This is a genomic window from uncultured Campylobacter sp. (assembly GCF_938018035.1).
Lineage (GTDB): Bacteria > Campylobacterota > Campylobacteria > Campylobacterales > Campylobacteraceae > Campylobacter_B.
Window position 1 is genome coordinate 1 of the sequence record NZ_CALIJF010000197.1, and the last position, 20,882, is coordinate 20,882.

The window sequence follows — 20,882 nt, forward strand, 5'->3', positions numbered from 1 at the left end:
TATTTTTACGTGCGGGCGTTTTCGGACGAAAACGGCACGAAACTGGGCTATATAATTTTGCATCGCGAAGGCTAGCGGCGAGATTTAAATTTAGGCGTTTTGCAGCTTGTCTGCTTTATCGCAGCGGTGCAGCGTTTTAAATTTAATCGTAAAATCGCGGAAATTTACGCTGAAATTATAAATTTTAAAAGGAGCGTCGGTATGAAATTTTATAAATCCGTTAAATTTAAAGCGATAGCTAGCGTGCTGCTTCTTATAATAATACTCTGCGCCGCATTTATTCGCATCGTGCCCGACTACTCCACTTCGCGAGGCTTCGCGATAGTTTCCCTTTCCGACTACGACAAATACAATCAAGGCTATTGTTTAGCCGAGGATAGAATTTTACCCAAAGAGGAGTTGTATAAAAGAGCGATAGGGCAGTATTTGGATTATGAGTTAAAATTAGAGCAAATGATCAATGATTATAGAGCTAATACCTATGGTAGCTCCTGGCGTAGCAAATATGAACTTGCGTATTATGAATTGGAAGGTATAAATTTATCGAATTGGTTTGAAATATTAAAAACGCATCATGATAATAATGAGACGTTTGAGGAAATTTTTATGAATAAACTAAAAGCCAAAAAAACCGACCCAAAGAAATATTTAAAAATAAATTTGAACGATATGAGTGCTGGATTTGATAGACCGATAATTACTCTAGACGGCGCTTATAAAGGACCAAATATTCATATATTGTTAGATAAGTTTGTTTTAATTTATAAAAATTATATACAACGCAATCATTCCGAATACCTATTTGATAGAATAAATTTTTCCGAAAAAATCAAAAAATATTATCAGGAGAGGAACAAGGCGTCGTTTGATATAAAACAAGGTTTTGAGCTGGATAACTGCGGAAATCTAAATTATCCATCGGAAGAATATTATTTGCGTAGTAGGGAAGCAAAAGGCGGCTGAAAAGTCGCTTCAAAACAAAATTTTAAAAAGCTCGATAGCCACGCAAATTTTACTTTTAAAATTTTAAAATTTGCGCCTAAATTTCACGTGCCGTTTTAATCCAAAAGCTTCTGCTTAAACAGCGGGATTTTGTAGCAAAAGGTGCTGCCCTCGCCAAGCTTCGAGCTGACGCTTTTTGCGATGCCGTAGCGCTTACAAATTTTCTCGATTATGTTTAGCCCGAGGCCGAATCCGCCAAGAGCCGCGTTTTCGCGCGAGTATCTATCCCAGATCGCGCTCGTATCCTTTATGCCGATGCCGAAGTCCTGCACGCTAAAGACCGCTATGCTCATCCCCTTTTCCAGCTCGATGATGATCTTGCCGCCGGGGCGCGAGTATTTTACGGCGTTGCTTAGCGTGTTGTCGATGAGGCGCATTAGCGAGGTTTCGTCCATAAAAACGCTCACATCGGGCGCTATTCGCGATTGCAAGCTTATGTTTTTGCTTTTTGCGACCAGATAGATGAAATTTATCCTAGCGCCCAAAAACTCGCTCATATCGATGCGGCGACTTTTGAAGCTCATCTTGCCGCTTTTGATGAAGTACTCCACGTCCTCGTAAGTAATTACCATCTGCTTGAGCGCGGATTTTATTCGCGCCGTGTGTTTGTCGCGCAGCCCAAGCATCTCGGTATTGATGAGCGCGACGCCCAGAGGGGTCTTTAGCTCGTGCATCGCGTCGTTGAAAAACGCCTTGATGAGGTTGCTTTGCTGCGCGTAGAAATTTTTTATGATTTTGTAGTTAAACAGCGCGATGATGAGCGCTACGAAAATCGTGATAAAGATCGTAGAGATCGCGATAAATTCTATCTTGGCGTAGCTTATCTTTTTTGAGATGACGAAAAAATGCAGCTTACCCTCGTGTAGAAAGTGGCGCTTAAAAAACACCCGTCCGCCGAATTTTAGCGTGATAAATGCAAAATCCGGCGGCTGGACGCTTAGGTTTGATCTTAAAATTTCGCCGTTTGCATTTAGGATCGCGTAGTCGTAGATGAGCTCGTCTTTTAGATTCAGATCTGCGCCGGCTAGGGCTTCGCCGCTTTTTTGTATCAGCTCGGCGACGTCGGCACTCTCCTCGATTTTGGAATTTAAATAGATTATATAAAGACTCTCGCTTATAAAGGCGCCGATGATGAAGATCGCGCTAAAAAGCGTAAATTTAAACCCTTTAAGCATTTATCTTATATCCGAGTCCGCGGCTGGAGAGGATGAAGTCGTTGCTCGTTTTGGAGCGGAGGTTGCTGATATGCACGCGCACATCGACGCTGCCCGCTTCGCCGTCCCATACGTCGGCGATGAGTTCATCTACGCTAACGAATCTTTTGATATTGGCGAGCAGAAATTCTATGATTTTGATCTCTTTGGCGCTTAGCGATATCTCTTCGTCCGCGCGTTTTAAAATTTTTAAATTTGCGAAGTAGTGAAATTTATCCGCGATCTTGACGGCGCCCTTTTCGTCGCCGAAATACTTTCGCATCAGCTCGCTTACTCTAAATTTAAGCTCGGCTAGGTGGAAGGGCTTTTTTAGATATTCGTTGCAACCAAGCTCGTAGCACTGGCTTAAATCGTCGATGTCGCCGAGCGAGGTCATCATCATCACGGGGGTGTTGAGGCCGAGGCTTCGCGCATATCTCAGCACCTCTTCGCCCGAAACCTCCGGCACTTTGATGTCTAAAATCAGCAAGTGGTATGCATTCGCGGCGATCTTATCGCAGGCTGCGTCGCCGCTTTCGCATTCGTCCACCTCGTAGCCGAGCTCCTGCAGATACTCGCTTACGCTGCTTCTGTATTCAAAATCGTCTTCTAAAAGTAAAATTTTCAAACCCGTTCCCTAAATCGGGAGCGAGACTACGCTCCCGTGCAAATTTGCCCCGCATATACGATGTAGTAGCGAAGCAGAATGACGCCGCAAAGCACGACGAAAGAATTTAAAACTATAAACGCAGGCTTGTAGGCGTGGTTTTTCAGCGCCGTAAAGGCGATGATGATTGGAGCGATGAGCCCCGTGCCTAAAACGCCGATCCAGAAAATTTTACCGTAAACCTCGTGCGTCAAAGCCTGCTGTGCCGCAAGTGCGCTCGTGCCGCCCTCGAAATACATCCCGACAAACAGAATGAACAAAAGCGGAATCTCAAAGAGTATCGCGCGCAGATCAAGCACCAAAAGGTATTTTATGCTATCTTTGTTTAACGAGCCTTTAAAAAACAGAAGTCCAACTAAAATGCTCGCCGCGATGCCGCTGGAAAAGCCCGATAGCAAAAATAAAATCGGAAGCACAGGAGTATTCCAAAGCGGAATTTTCATCACCGCGCTTAGCAAAAAGCCAGTATATGCGCCCACGCAAAGAGCAAGGATAAATAAAACCCGCTCGAAAAGTTTGGAAGCTTTGGCAAATGAGCTTAGCAAATTTACGATAGGTCGCAGAAAGGCGAGCAGTTTAAATTTGCAAATTTCCTCGCCGAAGACGCATAGCGCAAATACGAAGCTAAGCGGCACGTAGATTAAAAGCGCCGCCACGCCGAGGCTCATCACCGAGCCGAAGTTAAATTTGATCAGCAAAAGATAAAAGCTAAGTGGCTTGCCCAGATCAAAGATCAAAAGCAAAAGCCCCGCGCAGATCGTAAGCGGTGCCGTGATCGCGCCTGCTCTAATCATCGCGTCCCAGATGGAATTTTGCTCGCTTTCGTGGCGGTTCCATTTGACTAAAAGCGCCACCATCGTCGCTCCCGCGCTAAGACCCGCCAAAAATAGATAGATCGCAATCGGCCAAGGCCAGTAAATTTCAGAGTATTGGCTCATATCGCCCCACATATTATTCATAGCGTCCTCCTTTTTTGTTTTTGATATTCGCTAGGCGCGGTTTGGTATTTAGATACGCTTTCGGATATTCTACGCTTGTTTTGGCTAGCAGCTTGCTTACCTCGGAATTTAGGTCATTTACGTCGCCGAAAGTTAAAGCATCCGTTGGGCACACGCTTACGCAAGCAGGCTGCAAGCCTTTGCTCGTGCGGTTCGTGTAGCAAAAGGTGCATTTGCCGATAGCGTGCGTGATAGGATCGACAAACCTTGCGTCGTAAGGACAGGCCAGGATGCAGTATTTGCAGCTGACGCAAAGCCTCTCGTCTATGAGCGTTACGCCGTCTTTGGTTTTAAAGCTCGCTCCCGTAGGGCAGACGTCCACGCAGGGGCTATCCTCGCACATAACGCAGCTGGCGCGCGAATAATCGAGCTTTAAATTTGGAAAAACGCCGCTTGTTTTGCCGTGCACTTGCAGCCTATAAACGCCGCTCGGTACGCCGTTTTCATTCCTGCACGCAACCGAACAGGCTTGGCAACCTATACATAAATTTTCGTCGTGAATCATTATGAGTTTTTTCATAACCGCCCCTTTCAAATTTTAACTATATCGACGCCGACGTTGGTTACCATCGTGCTTACCACAGGACCCGCAGCCGGATCGAGAAGGACGCTTTGGTTCGTGCCTATGCCGTTCGTGCGCTTTAGCCCCGGGCTTACGTGCCCAAAGCCGTGGTATAAAAATAGGCAATCGTCCCTGATGCCTTGCGTGACGAAAATTTTAGCCTTTTGCTCGCCGAATTTATTTTTAAGCTTCACGATATCGCCCGTCTTTAGCCCCTCCGCTTTTGCAGAAGCAGGGCTGATCCAAACCGGCGATTCGCTCATCATATCGTTTAAAATTTTGACATTTTGAGTGTGGCCGTTGGTGTGAAGCGCGGTCTTGCCGGTCATTAGGCAGTATTTGTGTCCGCCGAATACGTCCATACCCTCGGTGTTTAAGCAGCCGTATCCCGCGAAAAGCTCCTCCACTTTCGGCGCGAAAAGCTCGATCTTGCCGCTCGGGGTTTTAAATTTCATCTGCGAGCTCATCTCGCCGTTTTCGTCCACGAACTCCGCCGCGGCAGGATATTTATCGATAAATTTAGCTACGAGCTTCGGCTCTCGGTAATACAGCTTCGGCACTTTGTAGCTTACGTAGCCGTTTTTGATTAAATTTGCGATTAGCTCGGCGTTGCCTTTGGCTTGCTGCATGCGGTATTCGTCGATGTTGTTCCAAGTGTAGTCTTTATCGATCTTCATCACTCTCGCAAGCTCTCTAAAAATTTCATAGCCGCACTTCGTATCGCCCACCGGCTCGACGGCTTTGTTTCGCATCACAAATCCAGGCGCGGTGCCGCCTTTGTTTTGAATCGACTCGTCGCGCTCCAAATAGGTGGATTCTGGCAAGATCACGTCGGCTAGGCACGCGAAGTCGCTCATATACACGTCGATTGCGAGCACGAAGTCTAGCTTTTTGATCGCCTCTACGCTCTTATCCACGCCTGCAACGTTGATGAGATGGTTAAAGCGCGTGCTGACCCAGCCTTTTACAGGGTAAGGCTTTTCGCTTAAAATCGTAGGCGCGATCTGCATCAAAACGCCGTGTTTGCGCGGCACGAAGAAATTTTCGCTACCTTCTTCGCCGCAGCCGTCGATGCGCGCGGTCTTTGGAATTTTAAAATTTTTATCCGGGTTTGAGATAGTAGGGAATAGATCCTCTTTGCAAAGCGTGTTGAAGGTTTTAGAGTCTTTAGAAAAGTAAATTCCGCCCTTTTTCTCGACGTTTCCCATCAGCGCGTTTGCGATCGCGATGGCGCGCGTGCGGACGTATTCGGCCTTAGCGGTCGTGGTTTTGTGCCCCCAGTCGATTACGACTGCGGGAGCCGCGGCGTAAATTTCATTTGCGATGCGCTCGATTTTGTCTGCCTTGATGCCCGTGATACCCTCTTGCCAAAGCGGCGTCGTATCCTTCACCGATTGCCTTAGCTCCTCTAGCCCCACGGCGTATTGTTCGATAAATTTTTTGTCGTATTTGTTATCGCGCAGCCAGACGTGAATTAGCGCCATTAAAAACGCCGCGTCGGTTCCCGGCTTTATCGGCAGCCACTCGTCGGCTTTAGAAGCTACGACGCTAAAGCGCGGATCGAGCACCAAAAGCTTTACGTCCTCTCTACTCGCGGCTTTTGCGAGCTTTTTGGTTTTTGAGATGTCGATTCCCTCAAAAAGATTGTGGCCGAAATTTACGATATATTTTGCGTCGCCGTAGTCTCTTTGCATATTAGCGCCGAAGGTGTGCGGCACGGCGATATTGTAGGTGACCGGGCAACAGGACCAGTGCGAGTAGATGTTCGGACTGCCGTAGGCACAGGCGAAATTCATCATCTGAGTGTGGTGCTCGCCCGTTTTGGAGGTAAAAACTACGCTTTGCGGGCCGTATTTTTGCGAAATCTCACCGAGCTTCTGCGCGCAAATTTTAAGCGCCTCATCCCAGCTTGCTTCTCTAAATTTGCCCTCGCCGCGCTCGCCTACGCGAATGAGCGGCTTAATGAGCCTTTGATCGTCGTAGAGCTGATTTATGCCCGCGCCTCCGCGAGCGCAGACCGAGGTTTTGTTTGAAAAGCGATGGTTGCCCTCGATGAGAGCGCCGCGACCGTTTTTGACGGTCACCTCGATAGGACAACGCGAGGAGCACATCTCGCAGACGCTGGCGACTTTCTTTTCCGTCTCGCCTGTAACCGCGCTAGCGTTTAAATTTAGATTTAGCGTCGCTAGCGTGCCGATCGCGGCGGTGCTTTTTAAGAAATTTCGTCTATTCATAAAAACTCCTTACCTTTAAATTTCGGTAGGAATTCTAAGGCTTCATCGTAAAAATAAGGTTAATTTTGATAATGCAGCTTTTGGCTTAGACTTTATCTCGAAAGATAAAATGCGTCCTGCGCCGTATTTTAAAGCCATAAAATAGCGCCAGCAGTAGCAAAATGCTAATTGCACCGCAGATCGCAAGGGCTACGCGAGCGCCCAGTAGCTCGGTAAAAAAGCCCGATATGAGCGCTCCAAATGGCGTACTACCTATTAAAAATAGCGCGTATAAGCTAAGCACGCGCCCGCGAAATTCGTTGCTTACGTGCATTTGCACGGTGGAGTTGATGCTTGAGTTTGTGATTACGAAAAGAAATCCAGTTACGGCAAGCCCTGCCGCAGCCCATGCGAAGGAATTTGCAGCCCCAGTAAGAGCTAAGCTCACCCCCATAGCGATCGCGCACGATCTGATTTTGCGGATGCCAAGTTTATCAAAGACTGCTACGAAAAGCGCGCCGCAAAAGGCCCCCACGCCTAGAGCCGACATCAAATATCCAAAGCTTCGCTCATCTGCGTCTAGGCTAAGCTTAACAAGTGCCGAGATTGTTACGTTGTAATTTGGCACCAGCGTCGCTACGATAAGCACTATTATCATTAGCTCGCTTAGAATTTTTTTGTGCGATACATACGAAATTCCAGCACCGATCGAGGCAAAAACGCCTCCGCTTCTGCTAGATAGCGTAGTAGCGGATGGCGGAATTCTTATGAAAAACAGCGAAACGATGATGCCTAAAAAGCTAAGTGCATTGAATAAAAAGCAAAAGCCCACGCCCCACAGCGCCATCACGATCCCCGCAAGTGCGGGTCCTGCAATACGAGCGACGTTGAAGGACATAGAATTTAACGCTATGGCGTTGGCTAGATCGCGGGGCGAGTCGATGAGGTCTTTTACCATCGACTGACGGCTCGGGGCATCCATGCTGGTAAAGATGCCGCTTGCAAAAGCGCAAAATAAAATTTTGCCGAAAGAATATAGCTCGCAAAAGCTCATAACCGCGAAAATTGAGGCGGTCACCGCCATGCCTATTTGAGCGAGCAAAAGGATCTTTTTGCGATTAAACTTATCGAGCAGTACACCGGAAAACGGCGTGAAAAGTAGCGCGGGCAAGAACCTCGCTGCAGCTACGAGGCTGACCTTAAAAGCGTCTGCGGTGATGCTTAGCACTAGCCACGGCAGCGCGACGCTTTGCATCCAAGAGCCGATCAGCGAGAGGTTCATCCCGATCCAATAAATTCTAAAATTTGAGTATTTAAGCGATAGGAAGGGATTTTTCAACGCGCCGCCTTTTGAAATTTTGATTTGAGATTATACATTAAATTTTAAAAATTCACTTAAAGATTTAACATTTATAAAAATTTAACGAAAATTTAATATTTCTGAAAAGAAAAATTTTATATACTCTGCAATAAATTTTTAAGCAAAGGATTAAAAATGCAAAGACCGACTCCGATTAATCAGGAAATCAAACTCGATGAGAAGCGCTATATAGTTTCCAAAACCGATCCGAAGGGCATTATCACGTTTGCAAATCCATATTTTTGTATGATTTGCGGCTATAGTGAGCTTGAGCTTTTGGGGCAGCCGCATAACATCATACGACATCCGGACATGCCGCGCATAGCGTTTAAGCTCATGTGGGATACAATACAACAAGGCAAGGATTTTACCGCCGTGGTTAAAAATTTAGCCAAAGATGGGCGCTTTTATTGGGTCATTACGGAATTTACTTCTAAAAAAGATCCTGTGACAGGGCAGATCACCGAATACACGGCATTTCGTAAGGCTCCGCCAAGATCTGCGATCGAAACTATAGAGCCAATTTATAGGGCGCTACTGGATGCTGAAAGAAACGGCGGTATGCAGGCTAGCCAAAAGGCGCTCGTGGACTTTTTAAAAAGCAAAGGCGAGACCTACGAGAGCTGGATCGCAAAGGTTTCAGGCAAATCCAATCCGCTCACCGCAATGTTTTTTAAGGCGATGAAAAAGCTTTTTAGCTAGTTTGACTGACACGGACGCAAATTAAAATTCCGCGGAATTGGTTGGAATTTTACCTCGAAAATTCCATGACATAATAAAATTATAAAATGCGAAATTTAGCCAAAATTCCGCGGAAATTTCTTAAATTTGAAATATAGAATTTAATAAAAATTCTTTAAAGATTATATTTTAGATTTCTTATATATATTTTACACCTAGTAGTATCACACCATACAGGTTGTTTCTACATCTAAAATTCCTGATGCGTATTTAGCGTAGCTCCGTGAAGCGCTAGAAAGTAACTTACAACAGGGTATCGAGCTATATAGCTACTTGATCTAAGAAAGAGGTGATTTGCTAAGAGAGAAATTTACTATAAGACACGAGGGTTGCTTTAAAATTTAAAAAGTTGAGTATAAGGCGGATTTAAAAATAAGGGAATTTATACGCTTGATTAGAATTTTTTGGATTTATGGTAGATTTTACGTATAGCTTAAAATTTCTAGAGTCTTTGCCTTATTGTAGGACAGCGAATGAGCGATAAAATTTACTGAGCTTTAAGTGATGAGAATATAAAATGGTGCGTCCATCAAATTTAAAGGCGATAAATGGATCAAAGCAGGCTTGAGGAATTAAGAAAACTCCTAAATAATAAGCACAGCGATGCAAAGCAAAATCTAACAGAAGGTCTTTATCCCAAAAATTTTAACGCTTTCGACTTCAAAAATTTAAAATTAGAAGATGCAAGCTCTAAGACTTTAAATTCCGATGATACCGCTATTAACAAAAGCTCTGAAGTCCAAGCCAGAGATTACGACAAAAATCCGATAATTCTTAAAAACTACGAATATATATATCAAAAGCTATTAATGGTTTTCTCTCTTTTTATAGGCGGCGTATTTGCCATAATCGTAAATTTTGATTGGAAAGCCAGCGGCGCAGTGGATTATAGTGTCAAGAACGGTATATACATGATTTTGTTTTTATCGTTTTTATCGCTATTCATTATATTACCTGAGCTTATAGATTATAGAAAAGAGAGACCGACGATACGGCTTAAAAACAACCAAATAGAATTTTACGAAAAAGATAAAATCGCGTATGTCGAGCAATGTGAAAATTTACAGCATAATATGGATTGGTCCTTTTTTATAGGAAATTTTAAAGGAAAAAGAGGATTGCTATATATGTTTATGGCGGCAGTGTTGCTATGCTTGGTTTTCATGACGATTGATCTTGTAGTTGCTCGTTGGTTTTTGAGCTTTGCTTTGTTTCAGTTTGCGGGCAATATATTAGTAAAATTTATCTTTTGTCTTGTTTTGGGAAAAAGTGGCGATAGGAGATTTTCGCTTTTTCCTACATTAAGGGTTGGCGAACCGCATTATGGACATATCGGCTTATTTGCTTGCTCCAGATATTATTTAATACCGATATTTAGAAATTCTATATATTTTGAATTGAAAGAGTATTTCTTAGCTAGACACAATATAAATATCAACGATGTAGATAAAATTTATTTCTAGCTATAAGTGACACAAAATTTTATCAAAATGTATGATGCAGAATTTTTAATGCATCAAATTCCATCCCGCGATACGGCGTAATGGAATTTGAAAGCAGTTCGTAGTGAGTAAATCTAAAACAGAATTTTAAAATTTAAATCCCAAAAACGCTAGCCGTTATATCCTAAGCGGCGCATATTTGCGCACGCGTCCTTGTAGCCGTAATAGCACGAGATGCGGTATAGATCAATGGCGTTGAATTTATTTTGCTCCACGCCCTCACCTTTTTCAAACATCGCTGCGAGCTTCTGGCAAGCAGGGAAGTTTTGGGAGAGCGTGCACGCAGCGTTGTAGGCATTGGCGGCAGAAGCATAGTCGTGCTTGGAATACATAGAATCCGCAAAATTTAAACACATTGCGCCATTGCCGTTTTTGCACGCATCGCTTTGCACGACGCCTCCTTGTAGGTTCATCGGGCGGATTCCGTCTTGGACATCGGCAAAAGAATACTTGCCGCTTTTTGGCGCATCGACTGCGCTTTTTGGTGCGTTGCTAACGCAGCCTGCCAAAAATACTCCAGCGGCGATCAAAGCTAGAATTTTTTTCATATTTTGCTCCTTAATTTTTTGAAATTTGGCGACCCAAAACGTAATAGGTCTCTTTGCCCGCGACCTTTTGTAGCTTGAGCTTAAATTTTTCCGACCAAGCGCTGATGATATCTTCAACAGCGGTCTTGCGCTCCTCATTCGTAGCGTCGTTTTTAATCTTAAAATACGGGTTTGAATTCGACATAGCCACATGCGCACCGTAAATTTTAAGCTTATCGTTCAGCCCCACGATGCGATCGAGCTCGTTATCCTCAAAATCACACTTCGATAAAATTCCTCGCAGCTGCGCGACCGTCGCGTCGTTTACGCTATATCCTAGCGCTAGCAAAATTCCATCTTCACTCATTCTCATCCTTTCAAAAAAATTTATTTGTTCGCTTGTGAAATCAAAACGCCTTCGATTATGCTTTTTATGTCGCCGTCCAAGATCGCATCGGTCTGGCTATACGCCTCGCCGCTGCGGTTATCCTTGACCTGCTGATACGGGAAAAGCACGTAGGAGCGGATCTGATGCCCCCAGCCGATCTCGCTTTTAGGCGTGTTCTCGTCCTTCTCGCGCTGTTTCATCAGCTCCAACTCGTAAAGGCGCGACTTTAGCACCTTCATCGCCGTTTCTTTGTTTTTGTGCTGGCTTCTGTCGTTTTGGCAGTTTACTACGATGCCCGTTGGGATGTGCGTGATGCGCACGGCGCTTTCGGTTTTATTGATATGCTGCCCGCCTGCGCCGCTTGCGCGAAACACATCGACGCGAATATCCTTCTCTTCGATATTTATCTCGATATCGTCATTTAGCTCCGGGCTTACCATCACGCTTGAAAAGCTCGTGTGTCTGCGCCCTGCACTATCAAATGGGCTTACGCGCACCAGGCGATGGATGCCGTTTTCGGCTTTCAGATATCCGTAGGCGTTCTCGCCGCGCACGATGAAGCTAACGTCCTTAAGACCTGCTTCCTCGCCCTCTTGAAAGTCCAAAACCTCGATCTTAAAGCCCTCTCGCTCGCAAAAGCGCAGATACATGCGGTATAGCATACTCGCCCAGTCGTTGCTCTCCGTACCGCCCGCGCCCGGATGAATGCTGACGATAGCGTTTTTATCGTCGTTTTCGCCGCTAAGCATCATAGAAATTTCTAAATTTATGATCTTGTCCTCTAGCTCGTCCGCTTCGACAAAAAGCGAGTTTATCGTCTCTTCGTCGTTTTCCGAGTTTGCCAGCTCATATAGAGCTTTTGCGTCGTCTACGGCGTTTTTAGCGTTTAGAAATTTATTTAAGATATTTGAAATTTTAGTTTTTTCCTTGCCGATGGCGCCTGCTTTTGCGACGTCCTGCCATAGATTTTGATCGTTTTCAAGCTCCTCGATCTCTTTTAGGCGCGCTTTGATGTTCTCCGGTTTTACGACGCCCGCAATATTTTCGACTTTAGTATTTAGGGTTTTTAAAAGTTCCGTATATTCGTAATTATCCAAAATTTAAGACCTTTTTTATGCTTTTGGCGTGATTATAACATATTTTGGATTAAGGTTGTTTATAAAATTTTATTTAAGGCGGGTATTATGAAGCATTTATCTATTAGGGATATCAAAACCTGCTTGATATTGCCATGATTAATCAGTTTAAGCTCCGTCGAGAGATCGGGCAAAGGGTCATTTAGTAGTAGTTTTAGCTTTGCTTCTTCTAGCTTTAACTTTTTGCAATCGGCTTTTCTGTCTTTAAGCATAGACACCACTAGTCTTAGCTTTTCTTTTGTCATTTCGCTTTGCACGAAAGTACCTTATACACGATAATGGAACATAAAAAAGCCGCAATGGAGCAGGCAAAATACGCCCAAATTTCTCCGATAGTTTTTTCAAGAAGCGCGTGCAATCCTAGCAAAAAGAAAACTAAGCCTATAATGCAAATCACGCCCGTAATTATATTTAGTAAAACCGAGTTGGCGCTCTTTAAAAAAGAGCGCCTGATATCGCTAGCTTGAGCGTCTACGAGCTCTACTACCGAAACTATAAATTCAGATATGCCGGCCATTATTTTTTCAGCAACCAAGCGAGCAAAAATCCGACGCCCGCAGCGATAGCGATGCTTTTTATTGGATCTTGTTTTATCGTGTCATTTACGCTTTCTATGCCGTCTTTGCCTTTGAGCCTTAGATCATCTATATATTTTTTGATCTCATTGCTGTTTAGCTGATCTAGAATTTTATCTTTAGCGGACTCCGCACGCTCTGCACCTATGTTTTTGATGGACTTCATAATCTCTTTAAAATCCGCTTTTAAAGAGTCGATATCCTTTTTCAAAGAATCTAAATTTGTCTCTTGAGTAGCCATTTTCGCTCCTTTTGAAGTTTATTTTAGAGCTAAAGCTCGCGATAGATTTTAGTACTTATTGATTAACGTTCGCTAAATAGACCGCCCTTTCGCGCTTAATTTATACCTTTAATATTTTTTGATATAATTGCCAGCCTTAATATTTTATATTGAAAAGAGAGAACAATGCAGATCATTAGAAGCGTAGAGGAGCTAAAAAGCTTCAGGGCAGCGGCAAGCGGCAGCGTGGGCTTCGTGCCTACGATGGGGGCTTTGCACGCGGGGCATGCGAGCCTCATAAAAAGGGCGCGAAACGAAAACGACATCGTAATCGTCTCGGCATTCCTCAATCCGGCGCAGTTTTTGCCCGGCGAGGATCTAAACAGCTACCCAAAAAACGAAGCGGGCGATATTAAAATTTGCGAGAGCCTCGATGTGAACGCGCTTTTTATTCCGAGCGTAGATGAAATTTACGGCTCCTGTGAGCCGGGCATTATCGCGCCTAAGCCGTTAAGCGAAATTTTGGAGGGCAAGACGCGCCCGGGACACTTCAACGGAGTGCTTAAGGTGCTAAATAAGCTCTTCAATCTCGTACGTCCACTCAACGTATATATGGGCAAAAAGGACGCCCAACAGCTTTTTATCGTACAAAATATGGTAAAGAGCTTTTTTATGGATATAAACATCGTGCCCTGTGAAATCGTGCGCGAGAGCGACGGCTTGGCGCTTAGCTCGCGCAACGCCTATTTGGATGAGGAGGGAAAACTTATGGCGCTTAAGCTTTCGCGCTCCTTGCTAAATGCCAGCTCGCTTATTAAAAAAGGCGAGATCAGCCTAAACATCGTCCGCGAAAAGATGCTTAGCGTGCTTGAGCCGCTGGCGGTCGATTACATAGCGTTTGTAGATTATAAATTTAATGAAATTTCGCAGATTAAGTCGGGAGATACTATCATTTTAGTAGCCGCCAAGGTAGGCACGACCCGTCTGATCGATAATATCTGGCTGTAGATGGCGAAGCTTCATCTCGTCTCGCTGGGCTGCAATAAAAATTTGATCGACTCCGAGATCATGCTCGGACGCCTGCAAAACTACGATATCACGCCCGACGTCGCCTCTGCCGACGTCATCATCGTAAATACCTGCGGCTTTATAAACTCGGCCAAAGAAGAGAGTATCCGCGCGATCCTAGACATGCACGAAGCGCGTAAAAAAGGTTCTCTGCTCGTAGTCACTGGCTGCCTCATGCAGCGATACCGCGAGGAGCTGATGAAGGAGCTGCCCGAGGTCGATCTATTTACCGGCGTCGGAGACTACGATAAGATCGATGAAATCATCCTAAAAAAGCAAAATTTATTTAGCCCGGACACCTACCTGCAAGCAAGCGAAGAGCGCGTGATAACGGGCTCAAACTATCACGCCTACATCAAAATTTCAGAGGGCTGTAATCAAAAATGCAGCTTCTGCACAATTCCAACCTTTAAGGGCAAGCTAAAATCCCGCGCGCTCGAAAACATCGTAGACGAGGTGCAAAAGCTCGTAAAAAGGGGCTACTACGACTTTAGCTTCCTCTCGCAGGACAGCAGCTCGTATATGCGCGATCACGCTGTTAGCGACGGCCTCATCTCGCTAATTGGCGCGGTCGAAAAGATCGAGGGCGTCAAAACCGCGCGTATACTTTATCTATACCCGAGCACAACCTCAAACGCGTTAATCGAGCGTATCATCGCCTCGCCCGTGTTTGTAAACTACTTTGATATGCCGATCCAACACTCAAGTGAGAAAATGCTAAAAATCATGAGGCGCGGAAGCGGCGTGGCGCGAATCAAAGAGCTTTTAAATTTGATGAAAAGCGCGCCGGGTTCATTTTTACGAACGGGCGTCATCGTCGGACATCCGGGCGAAGGTGAAGCTGAATTTGACGAACTTTGCGCGTTTTTACAGGAGTTTAAATTTGACCGCGTTTCGGCGTTTGCCTACTCCAAGGAAGAAGACACGCTCTCTTGCGAGATGGAGCAGGTGCCGACCAAAATCATCTCAAAGCGCCTAGGTAAGATCGAAAAGATCACTCGCGCCGCGATCGAGGCGAGCTTCGCGCAGGAGCTGGGGCAAAAATTTATCGTCTCGCTCGAGGACGAAAGCAGTGAGGGCGAGATGTTTTATGCCGCGAAAAAGGCGCTCTGGGACAAGGACATCGACGGCGAAATTTTGATCAACGAAAGCGACGTGGAGCAACTAGAAACCGGTGGTCGCTACTGGTGCGAGATCACGCAAGTAGCGGGCAGCCAGGCGCTAGGCAAGATCACGGCAAAGGCCTAAAGTGCTAAGCGCGCCCGTTTTACACAAGCTAAAATCGGGGCGAAATCTGCTTGCATTTTCGCACGGCGTCGATAGTACGGCGCTTTTTTATCTTTTGGACGAGGCGGGCGTAAAATTTGACCTTGCGATCGTGGATTATAACGTCCGCGCGCAAAGCAAGGACGAGGTCGCATCAGCGCAGCAGCTCGCGGCTAAATTTAACAAACAAATCTATGTAAAAAGCGTGCGTCTTGGCGAGTCAAATTTCGAGCACGAAGCACGCGCGGCTAGATACGATTTTTTCGCCGAGATTTGCCGCGAGCGGGGCTATGAAAATTTGATCTTAGCGCATCAGTTTGACGATAAATTCGAGTGGTTTTTGATGCAGCTTGGGCGCGGCGCGGGGCTTAGTGAACTGCTAGGCATGCAGGAGATCGAAGCCCGAGAGGACTACGCGATCGCTCGTCCGCTTTTAGGCGTGCGAAAGTGCGAGCTGGAGCGGTTTTTGCGTGAGCGAAATCTGAAATACTTCACCGACGAGACGAATTTAACGGACCGGTTTAAGCGCGGATTTGTTCGCGCTAAATTTAGCGAGCCGTTTTTGGACGAATACTTTAGCGGCGTGAAAAAAAGCTTTGAGTTTTTGGCGACCGATGCGTTAAATTTGGCTCCCGAAATTTATAATCCCGCGCCTAAAATCTATCTCATAAAACGAGGCCGGGGCGAGCTTCGCGGCATAGATCTCGCCTGCAAGCGGCTAGGGCTCGTGCTAAGCGCCGCACAGCGAAACGAATGCGCGCGTTGCTTAGAAAAAGGCTCGGACTGCGTGCTTGGCGGCAAGGTAGCCGTGGGCGCGGGCGAAAATTTTATTCTTGTAACGCCATATATCAAAGCCGCGATGGACAAGAAATTTAAAGAAGCGTGCAGACGGCTCGCCATCCCGCCAATAAACCGCGGATTCTTGTTTTCCGCAGGCGTGGATCTTGCGCTATTTAAGGAGCTTTTATGAACGTTTATTTTACCTCTGATCTACACTTCGGCCACGAGCTAGTGCTGAAAAAATACCCGAATTTTAGAAAAGGGGCGAACGTGGCCGAGATGGACGAAAATCTCATCGCCGCTTGGAACGCGCTCGTTACGCCAGAAGATCTCGTCTATAATCTCGGCGACGTATCCTTTCACAAGGATTTTGCGCACACTTGCGAGTTACTTCGCAGACTAAACGGGCGACATTTTTTGGTGCTCGGCAACCATGATGGGCGCATCGCTGCGATGAAAAACGAGCTGTTAAGCCAGCGCAAGGCGGACGGCAATTTTATGTTTGAGCAGATCGTGGGATATGCCTTTGTGCGCCTATCGCATAAGAGAGCGGCTCTGTCTCACTACCCGATGATCGAGTGGGCAAACTGCCATTATGGCGCGCTGATGCTCTATGGTCACCTGCACGCAGATATCGCTGAGGTTTCAGGCAGAGCGCTAAACGTAGGTTTTGATCTGCACGGCAAAATTTTAAGCGAGGACGAGGTGTGGTCGTATCTGAAAGATATCCCGCCCAAAGCGCATCACGCAAGCGAGCTAGAAGGCATTAGCGATAGCGACGACGTGGAACAAAGGTGGATTCTGATAGAAAATTTTTTACGCAAAATTAATCGGGATTCGTGAAAAAGACAAAATTTACGGCGCAAGACGGGCTCTTTGCGGCAAATGAGTTTAAATTTAAAAGCGAGTTGTTTAAATACTGATTATTTTACCCAGCCAAAATCCATTATGTAACGCGAGATAAAATTTAATAAAATGCGGCGCAAACAGGCAACTAAATCGTATCAAGCAAGCGCGATCTTGCAAAGATAAAATTTTAAAATTCTGCCTAGGTGCGGAGCAAAAAATTTGATCTAGCGGGCTTCTAGCATCACGATTTTGTTGATGTAATCGGCGAAATTTAGATTTATCAAATTTGTTTTGATGAAGATGCGCGTGAAAATCACATAACCGATCTCGTTGCTAAGCGTGCCGTCGGAGTAGATGAAAACGTTGGTGAGAAACTCGCTATTTTCGGATTTGTAGAAGGTCTCGATCTGAAAATTTAAAAGCTCGTAAAATAGCTCGTCCGCGTCGCTCATCGCCGCCTGCATCTCCTCGTCGATACGCATTATATCGGCGTAGAGCACGCGCTCTTGGTTGGCGACGACGAAACATGCGCGGTTATTAAATTTCAGCGCGAACATTGCCATGTTTTCAAAATCGCTTTGATTTTTTAGCAAGAAGTATAAAATTTTAAATAAACTAGCGTGCGAGCTAAATTCTATTCCAAAAGTCTCATCCGCCGCCTGTGCACTTGCGCGAGGAAATTCCACTATGAAGCTATCATCGACTTTTTGATAAATGCTATTTTCTTTAATCATATAATCCTCGTTAAAATACACTCTTTGATTTTCGTCGTCTATCAGTACGCAAGAGATTAAATTTTTATCACTCAGATCCGCAAAGCCCGCCAGCGAGGTAGCCAGATCATTTTCTTGCGCGATAGGAAAACGATCGGATTTCTCATCCAAAATTCTTTTGCCAAAGCCCAATTTTCTATAAAAAAACTCGCATGCGTCGGCACTTTTAGCGACGCCGAGGAATGATTTTGCTTTAAATAGTGCCATTTTTTCTCCTAAAATTGCAATTATATCGAAACACTATTATTTCAAACTAAAATTTAACGTCCTGCTCGGCGCTTGCAAAAAGCAGTTGCCTGATCGCCTCTTTGCCCTCTTCAAGGTCAAGTCCTTCTAAATTTAGCGGCGCGCTGAGGCTGTAATTTATGCGCGAAAAGGGCTTTGGCAATACCATCTCGTCCCAGCTATGAAATTTCCAAAAACTGCTCGCTTCGTAATTTAGCGCGTAAATGCCTAAGTTTAGTCGCTGCGCAAGGATCACGGCGCCGTCGGCGACGCTGTGAAGGGGGCCGCGCGGACCGTCGGGAGTGATGATGACGTCGGTGCCGTTTTTTATCTCTTTGATCGCGCCCATAAGTGCGCGCGCGCCGCCTTTGAAACTGCTGCCGCGAATTGCGCCGATACCGAAATGCGAGATCACGCGCGTGATTATCTCGCCGTCTTTGTGATCCGAGATGATGACCTTGGCGCGCCTCTTGCTGCCGAAATCCCGCAGCCACCAGCGCCTATACGCAAAGCTCATCATCGCTAATCTTCCATGCCAAAATACGACGACGCAGGGCTTTTCGGGCAGCTTCGTGGGTGTAAATTTAACCCTGCACGTTAAAAAAATACACCAAATCAGGATAAAAATGAGATATTCGGCGACGCGGAAAAATAGCCGCTTTTTAAGCGATAACTTTTCCATAAAGCGCCATTCTGGCGGTCTTTTCGATACGTACTCTGCGCGTTTTTCCTAGTAGCTCCTCGCCGCCTTGCGCGCAGATTAAAAAATTTGAAAAGCTTCTACCGCACGCGGTGCCGCCCTCGCGCAGCTCCTCGAAATATACGTCGAAAATTTTATCTTTTTGCGCTCCTGTGATCTCGTCTAAAATTTTAGCGTGAGCGCTTTGCAGCCTACTTAGCCTTTCGCTTGAAATTTCATCATCCAGCGGCTTTAAGCTTGCTGCCGGCGTGAGCGGTCGCGGGCTAAATTTAAAGGAAAAAACCTGCTCGAATCTCACTGTCTTTAGCACCTCCATCGTCTCGGCAAAATCCTCCTCGCTCTCGCTCGGATAGCCTACGATGATGTCGGTGCTGATCGCCGCACTCGGGCACATCCGCCGCAGCTTAAGCGCACGATCCAGATACCACTGCTTAGTATATCCGCGCTTCATATCGCGCAAAACCTTACTAGAGCCGCTTTGTAGCGGCATATGCATCGATTTGCAAATTTTAGGATTATTACAAAAAACGTCCAAAAATTTATCGTCCATATGCAGCGGATGCGGGCTAGTAAAGCGGATGCGCTCGATGCCCTCTATCTCGCCAAGCCGCACAAGCAGGTCGCTGAAGTCGATTTTTTCGTGCGCGCTAGAAAAGCACTTGCCGTAATTATTGACGTTTTGGCCGAGCAAAAATATCTCTTTGGCGCCGCGAGCTGCAGATCTTTCGGCTTCGCGCAAGATGATTTGAGCGGGGATCGAAATTTCATCGCCTCTAGTCTGCGGCACGATGCAGTAGGAGCACTTTTTGTCGCAGCCGATCATTATGTTTATGAAGGATTTATATGGCGAGCTCGCAAAATCTCCGAAGGCAAACTCGCTCTCGTCGTAGTTTATGTCCGTGCTGATAAATTTTGGCGTACGTACGGCTTGCGAAATTTTAGATACATTTCTGGCGCCGAGTACGAAATCCACGAATGGTGCGCGCTTAAAAATCTCTCCGCCCAGATGGCTTGCGGTGCAGCCGCAAACGCCGATTTTGGAGCCCTTTTTTCTCGCTTTATCGAATGCGCCGATCTCGCTGAAAAGCTTATGCACGGGCTTTTCGCGCACGGAGCATGTGTTTATTAAAATCAGATCGGCAATGCTAATGTTATCGGTAATCTCGTAATCTTGCTCTTTTAGCTGCGCGATAATATGCTCGCTATCGCGCACGTTCATCGCGCAACCTAGGGTCTGGATGAAGAGGAGTTTGCTCAAAGGATATGCACCTCGTACATATACTCGTTTTCGTTCAGCCCGTATCGCACTATGCGCTGATACACGCTAAAACCCTTAGTGTCGAAAAAATCCACCAAAGCGGCTAAATCTTTTTGAGAATTTTCTCTATCCAGATAAAATATTTTTTGTCCGCTCTTTTCTACTTGGGCTTGCAAATCCTCGATCTTAACGCTTTTTGGCTTAGAAGCAAGCTCCGTTCTGGCAAGTTTTAGCTGCATGATCTATCCTTTCATTTATCTTTTTAAACCCGCGAGTTTAGCGAAATTTAGATAATAATTCGTTTAAATAAAAATAAAGTCAAAATTCCATATAATACCGCACTTCAAAATTTAAAATCCAAATTTAGTAGCACGAAATCAAATCTTAAGGAAAATTTATGGAAAAAATCACCGACATCATCGAGTCGATTGCAAATGAAAAGGGACTTGAGCCCGCGGACGTCAAAGAGCGCGTCAAAACGGCGTTCATCCAGACTGCAAAAAGACTTTTCGGCGAGGAGTATCTCTACGACAGCGAAGTCGATCCGCAGACCAAGCGCGTCAAGCTTTACCAAAAAGTCCACGTCGTAGCAGACGATGATGAGCGACTCGGCGATCACAACTTTATCGCGCTAAGCGAGGCCAAAAAAATAGGCGAAAACGCAGAGATCGGCGATGAGCTAAGCTACGAAATAAATATCGAAAACCTCGGTCGCACGGCTTCCGGCGTGCTGGCTAGAGAGCTAAATTTCCACATCCAGAGGCTACTTGAAGAGAAAATTTTTGAAAACTATAAAAGCAAGGTAGGCACCCTCACCCACGGCACGGTCACCAAGATCGATCACGACGGCACGACCTACGTAGAGATCGAGGATACGAA

General features: G+C 45.6%; 24 protein-coding genes. 8 read left to right on the forward strand and 16 right to left on the reverse strand.

Features of this window, described 5'->3' with window-relative positions:
- Positions 1-90: 90 nt before the first annotated feature.
- Positions 91-357 carry a hypothetical protein gene (locus Q0257_RS06020; protein WP_298022874.1) on the reverse strand — a complete coding sequence of 89 codons (267 nt, stop codon included), beginning with the start codon at positions 355-357 and terminating at the stop codon, positions 91-93.
- Positions 358-399: 42 nt separating this feature from the next.
- Between Q0257_RS06020 and Q0257_RS06025 the strand changes: the two genes are divergently transcribed.
- On the forward strand, positions 400-963 hold the full coding sequence (locus Q0257_RS06025; RefSeq protein ID WP_298022877.1) for a hypothetical protein: 564 nt from the start codon (positions 400-402) through the stop codon (positions 961-963).
- Between the two features lie 95 nt (positions 964-1,058).
- On the opposite strand, the gene Q0257_RS06030 is transcribed toward Q0257_RS06025, so the two are convergent.
- The 6 genes from Q0257_RS06030 to Q0257_RS06055 form a co-directional block, all read right to left on the reverse strand.
- Positions 1,059-2,177 carry an ATP-binding protein gene (locus Q0257_RS06030; RefSeq protein ID WP_298022880.1) on the reverse strand — a complete coding sequence of 373 codons (1,119 nt, stop codon included), beginning with the start codon at positions 2,175-2,177 and terminating at the stop codon, positions 1,059-1,061.
- Positions 2,170-2,823: a response regulator transcription factor gene (locus tag Q0257_RS06035; RefSeq protein ID WP_177387544.1), complete on the reverse strand. Its 654-nt coding sequence runs from the start codon at positions 2,821-2,823 to the stop codon at positions 2,170-2,172. Before Q0257_RS06035 ends, Q0257_RS06030 begins: the two co-directional genes overlap by 8 nt.
- Before the next feature lie 26 nt (positions 2,824-2,849).
- Positions 2,850-3,821, reverse strand: coding sequence for an NrfD/PsrC family molybdoenzyme membrane anchor subunit (gene nrfD / locus Q0257_RS06040; RefSeq protein WP_298022883.1), 972 nt, complete (start codon positions 3,819-3,821; stop codon positions 2,850-2,852).
- Positions 3,814-4,380, reverse strand: a complete 567-nt coding sequence (locus Q0257_RS06045) for a 4Fe-4S dicluster domain-containing protein (RefSeq protein WP_297963846.1) — start codon at positions 4,378-4,380, stop codon at positions 3,814-3,816. The genes nrfD and Q0257_RS06045 overlap by 8 nt, the downstream gene beginning before the upstream one ends.
- Before the next feature lie 11 nt (positions 4,381-4,391).
- Positions 4,392-6,656 (reverse strand): thiosulfate reductase PhsA, encoded by a 2,265-nt coding sequence (phsA, locus tag Q0257_RS06050; RefSeq protein WP_298022886.1) that lies wholly within the window; start codon positions 6,654-6,656, stop codon positions 4,392-4,394.
- 85 nt (positions 6,657-6,741) lie between these two features.
- Positions 6,742-7,974, reverse strand: coding sequence for an MFS transporter (locus Q0257_RS06055; RefSeq protein WP_298022890.1), 1,233 nt, complete (start codon positions 7,972-7,974; stop codon positions 6,742-6,744).
- Between the two features lie 156 nt (positions 7,975-8,130).
- Between Q0257_RS06055 and Q0257_RS06060 the strand changes: the two genes are divergently transcribed.
- Both Q0257_RS06060 and Q0257_RS06065 read left to right on the forward strand, forming a co-directional pair.
- Entirely contained in the window at positions 8,131-8,697 is a 567-nt protein-coding gene (locus Q0257_RS06060; protein WP_005870765.1) for a PAS domain-containing protein, read from the forward strand.
- Between the two features lie 587 nt (positions 8,698-9,284).
- Positions 9,285-10,199, forward strand: a complete 915-nt coding sequence (locus tag Q0257_RS06065; RefSeq protein ID WP_298022892.1) for a hypothetical protein — start codon at positions 9,285-9,287, stop codon at positions 10,197-10,199.
- A gap of 149 nt (positions 10,200-10,348) precedes the next feature.
- Here the strand turns inward: Q0257_RS06065 and Q0257_RS06070 are convergent, their stop codons facing one another.
- The 5 genes from Q0257_RS06070 to Q0257_RS06090 all read right to left on the reverse strand — a co-directional run bounded on the left by Q0257_RS06070 (position 10,349) and on the right by Q0257_RS06090 (position 13,105).
- Positions 10,349-10,786 carry a hypothetical protein gene (locus Q0257_RS06070; protein ID WP_298022895.1) on the reverse strand — a complete coding sequence of 146 codons (438 nt, stop codon included), beginning with the start codon at positions 10,784-10,786 and terminating at the stop codon, positions 10,349-10,351.
- A 10-nt stretch (positions 10,787-10,796) separates the two neighbouring features.
- Complete coding sequence (locus Q0257_RS06075) at positions 10,797-11,132, reverse strand: type II secretion system protein (RefSeq protein WP_297901914.1); 336 nt, start codon at positions 11,130-11,132, stop codon at positions 10,797-10,799.
- Positions 11,133-11,152: 20 nt separating this feature from the next.
- Positions 11,153-12,250, reverse strand: coding sequence for a peptide chain release factor 2 (prfB, locus tag Q0257_RS06080; RefSeq protein ID WP_298022898.1), 1,098 nt, complete (start codon positions 12,248-12,250; stop codon positions 11,153-11,155).
- 59 nt (positions 12,251-12,309) lie between these two features.
- On the reverse strand, positions 12,310-12,546 hold the full coding sequence (locus Q0257_RS06085) for a hypothetical protein (RefSeq protein WP_298022901.1): 237 nt from the start codon (positions 12,544-12,546) through the stop codon (positions 12,310-12,312).
- Positions 12,547-12,805: 259 nt separating this feature from the next.
- Positions 12,806-13,105 carry a DUF883 family protein gene (locus Q0257_RS06090; RefSeq protein WP_005870065.1) on the reverse strand — a complete coding sequence of 100 codons (300 nt, stop codon included), beginning with the start codon at positions 13,103-13,105 and terminating at the stop codon, positions 12,806-12,808.
- 165 nt (positions 13,106-13,270) lie between these two features.
- Here Q0257_RS06090 and panC point away from each other — a divergent pair, with 165 nt between their 5' ends.
- The 4 genes from panC to Q0257_RS06110 are packed head-to-tail and all read left to right on the forward strand — an operon-like array spanning position 13,271 to position 17,041.
- The gene (gene panC, locus Q0257_RS06095) at positions 13,271-14,092 is read left to right on the forward strand and encodes a pantoate--beta-alanine ligase (protein ID WP_298022904.1); all 822 of its coding nucleotides are present in this window, start codon (positions 13,271-13,273) and stop codon (positions 14,090-14,092) included.
- Positions 14,093-15,400 carry a 30S ribosomal protein S12 methylthiotransferase RimO gene (rimO, locus tag Q0257_RS06100; RefSeq protein ID WP_298022907.1) on the forward strand — a complete coding sequence of 436 codons (1,308 nt, stop codon included), beginning with the start codon at positions 14,093-14,095 and terminating at the stop codon, positions 15,398-15,400.
- Between the two features lies 1 nt (position 15,401).
- A complete protein-coding gene (gene tilS, locus Q0257_RS06105) occupies positions 15,402-16,388 on the forward strand; it encodes a tRNA lysidine(34) synthetase TilS (protein ID WP_298022910.1) in 987 nt (328 codons plus the stop codon).
- Positions 16,385-17,041 carry a metallophosphoesterase gene (locus tag Q0257_RS06110; protein WP_298022912.1) on the forward strand — a complete coding sequence of 219 codons (657 nt, stop codon included), beginning with the start codon at positions 16,385-16,387 and terminating at the stop codon, positions 17,039-17,041. Before tilS ends, Q0257_RS06110 begins: the two co-directional genes overlap by 4 nt.
- Before the next feature lie 230 nt (positions 17,042-17,271).
- Here Q0257_RS06110 and Q0257_RS06115 read toward each other — a convergent pair whose 3' ends face one another.
- Genes Q0257_RS06115 through Q0257_RS06130 form a run of 4 tightly spaced genes read right to left on the reverse strand, consistent with a single transcriptional unit; the run spans position 17,272 to position 20,242 of the window.
- The gene (locus Q0257_RS06115) at positions 17,272-18,027 is read right to left on the reverse strand and encodes a hypothetical protein (protein ID WP_298022915.1); all 756 of its coding nucleotides are present in this window, start codon (positions 18,025-18,027) and stop codon (positions 17,272-17,274) included.
- Positions 18,028-18,073: 46 nt separating this feature from the next.
- Complete coding sequence (locus Q0257_RS06120) at positions 18,074-18,727, reverse strand: lysophospholipid acyltransferase family protein (protein WP_298022918.1); 654 nt, start codon at positions 18,725-18,727, stop codon at positions 18,074-18,076.
- Positions 18,708-20,003, reverse strand: a complete 1,296-nt coding sequence (miaB, locus tag Q0257_RS06125) for a tRNA (N6-isopentenyl adenosine(37)-C2)-methylthiotransferase MiaB (protein ID WP_298022921.1) — start codon at positions 20,001-20,003, stop codon at positions 18,708-18,710. The genes Q0257_RS06120 and miaB overlap by 20 nt, the downstream gene beginning before the upstream one ends.
- Positions 20,000-20,242, reverse strand: a complete 243-nt coding sequence (locus tag Q0257_RS06130) for an HP0268 family nuclease (RefSeq protein WP_005870077.1) — start codon at positions 20,240-20,242, stop codon at positions 20,000-20,002. Before Q0257_RS06130 ends, miaB begins: the two co-directional genes overlap by 4 nt.
- Before the next feature lie 158 nt (positions 20,243-20,400).
- Here Q0257_RS06130 and Q0257_RS06135 point away from each other — a divergent pair.
- Positions 20,401-20,882: NusA N-terminal domain-containing protein (locus Q0257_RS06135; RefSeq protein ID WP_298022924.1), on the forward strand; the 482-nt coding region annotated here is incomplete at its 3' end.

Excerpts from the sequence above, each read along its gene's own strand:
- Q0257_RS06115 (WP_298022915.1), bottom strand. The coding sequence starts at position 18,027 with ATGGCACTATTTAAAGCAAAATCATTCCTCGGCGTCGCTAAAAGTGCC.
- phsA (WP_298022886.1), bottom strand. The coding sequence starts at position 6,656 with ATGAATAGACGAAATTTCTTAAAAAGCACCGCCGCGATCGGCACGCTA.
- nrfD (WP_298022883.1), bottom strand. The coding sequence starts at position 3,821 with ATGAATAATATGTGGGGCGATATGAGCCAATACTCTGAAATTTACTGG.
- Q0257_RS06075 (WP_297901914.1), bottom strand. The coding sequence starts at position 11,132 with ATGAGTGAAGATGGAATTTTGCTAGCGCTAGGATATAGCGTAAACGAC.
- Q0257_RS06065 (WP_298022892.1), top strand. The coding sequence starts at position 9,285 with ATGGATCAAAGCAGGCTTGAGGAATTAAGAAAACTCCTAAATAATAAG.
- Q0257_RS06130 (WP_005870077.1), bottom strand. The coding sequence starts at position 20,242 with ATGCAGCTAAAACTTGCCAGAACGGAGCTTGCTTCTAAGCCAAAAAGC.
- Q0257_RS06120 (WP_298022918.1), bottom strand. The coding sequence starts at position 18,727 with ATGGAAAAGTTATCGCTTAAAAAGCGGCTATTTTTCCGCGTCGCCGAA.
- Q0257_RS06030 (WP_298022880.1), bottom strand. The coding sequence starts at position 2,177 with ATGCTTAAAGGGTTTAAATTTACGCTTTTTAGCGCGATCTTCATCATC.
- Q0257_RS06110 (WP_298022912.1), top strand. The coding sequence starts at position 16,385 with ATGAACGTTTATTTTACCTCTGATCTACACTTCGGCCACGAGCTAGTG.
- panC (WP_298022904.1), top strand. The coding sequence starts at position 13,271 with ATGCAGATCATTAGAAGCGTAGAGGAGCTAAAAAGCTTCAGGGCAGCG.
- Q0257_RS06060 (WP_005870765.1), top strand. The coding sequence starts at position 8,131 with ATGCAAAGACCGACTCCGATTAATCAGGAAATCAAACTCGATGAGAAG.
- Q0257_RS06045 (WP_297963846.1), bottom strand. The coding sequence starts at position 4,380 with ATGAAAAAACTCATAATGATTCACGACGAAAATTTATGTATAGGTTGC.
- Q0257_RS06090 (WP_005870065.1), bottom strand. The coding sequence starts at position 13,105 with ATGGCTACTCAAGAGACAAATTTAGATTCTTTGAAAAAGGATATCGAC.
- rimO (WP_298022907.1), top strand. The coding sequence starts at position 14,093 with ATGGCGAAGCTTCATCTCGTCTCGCTGGGCTGCAATAAAAATTTGATC.
- Q0257_RS06070 (WP_298022895.1), bottom strand. The coding sequence starts at position 10,786 with ATGAAAAAAATTCTAGCTTTGATCGCCGCTGGAGTATTTTTGGCAGGC.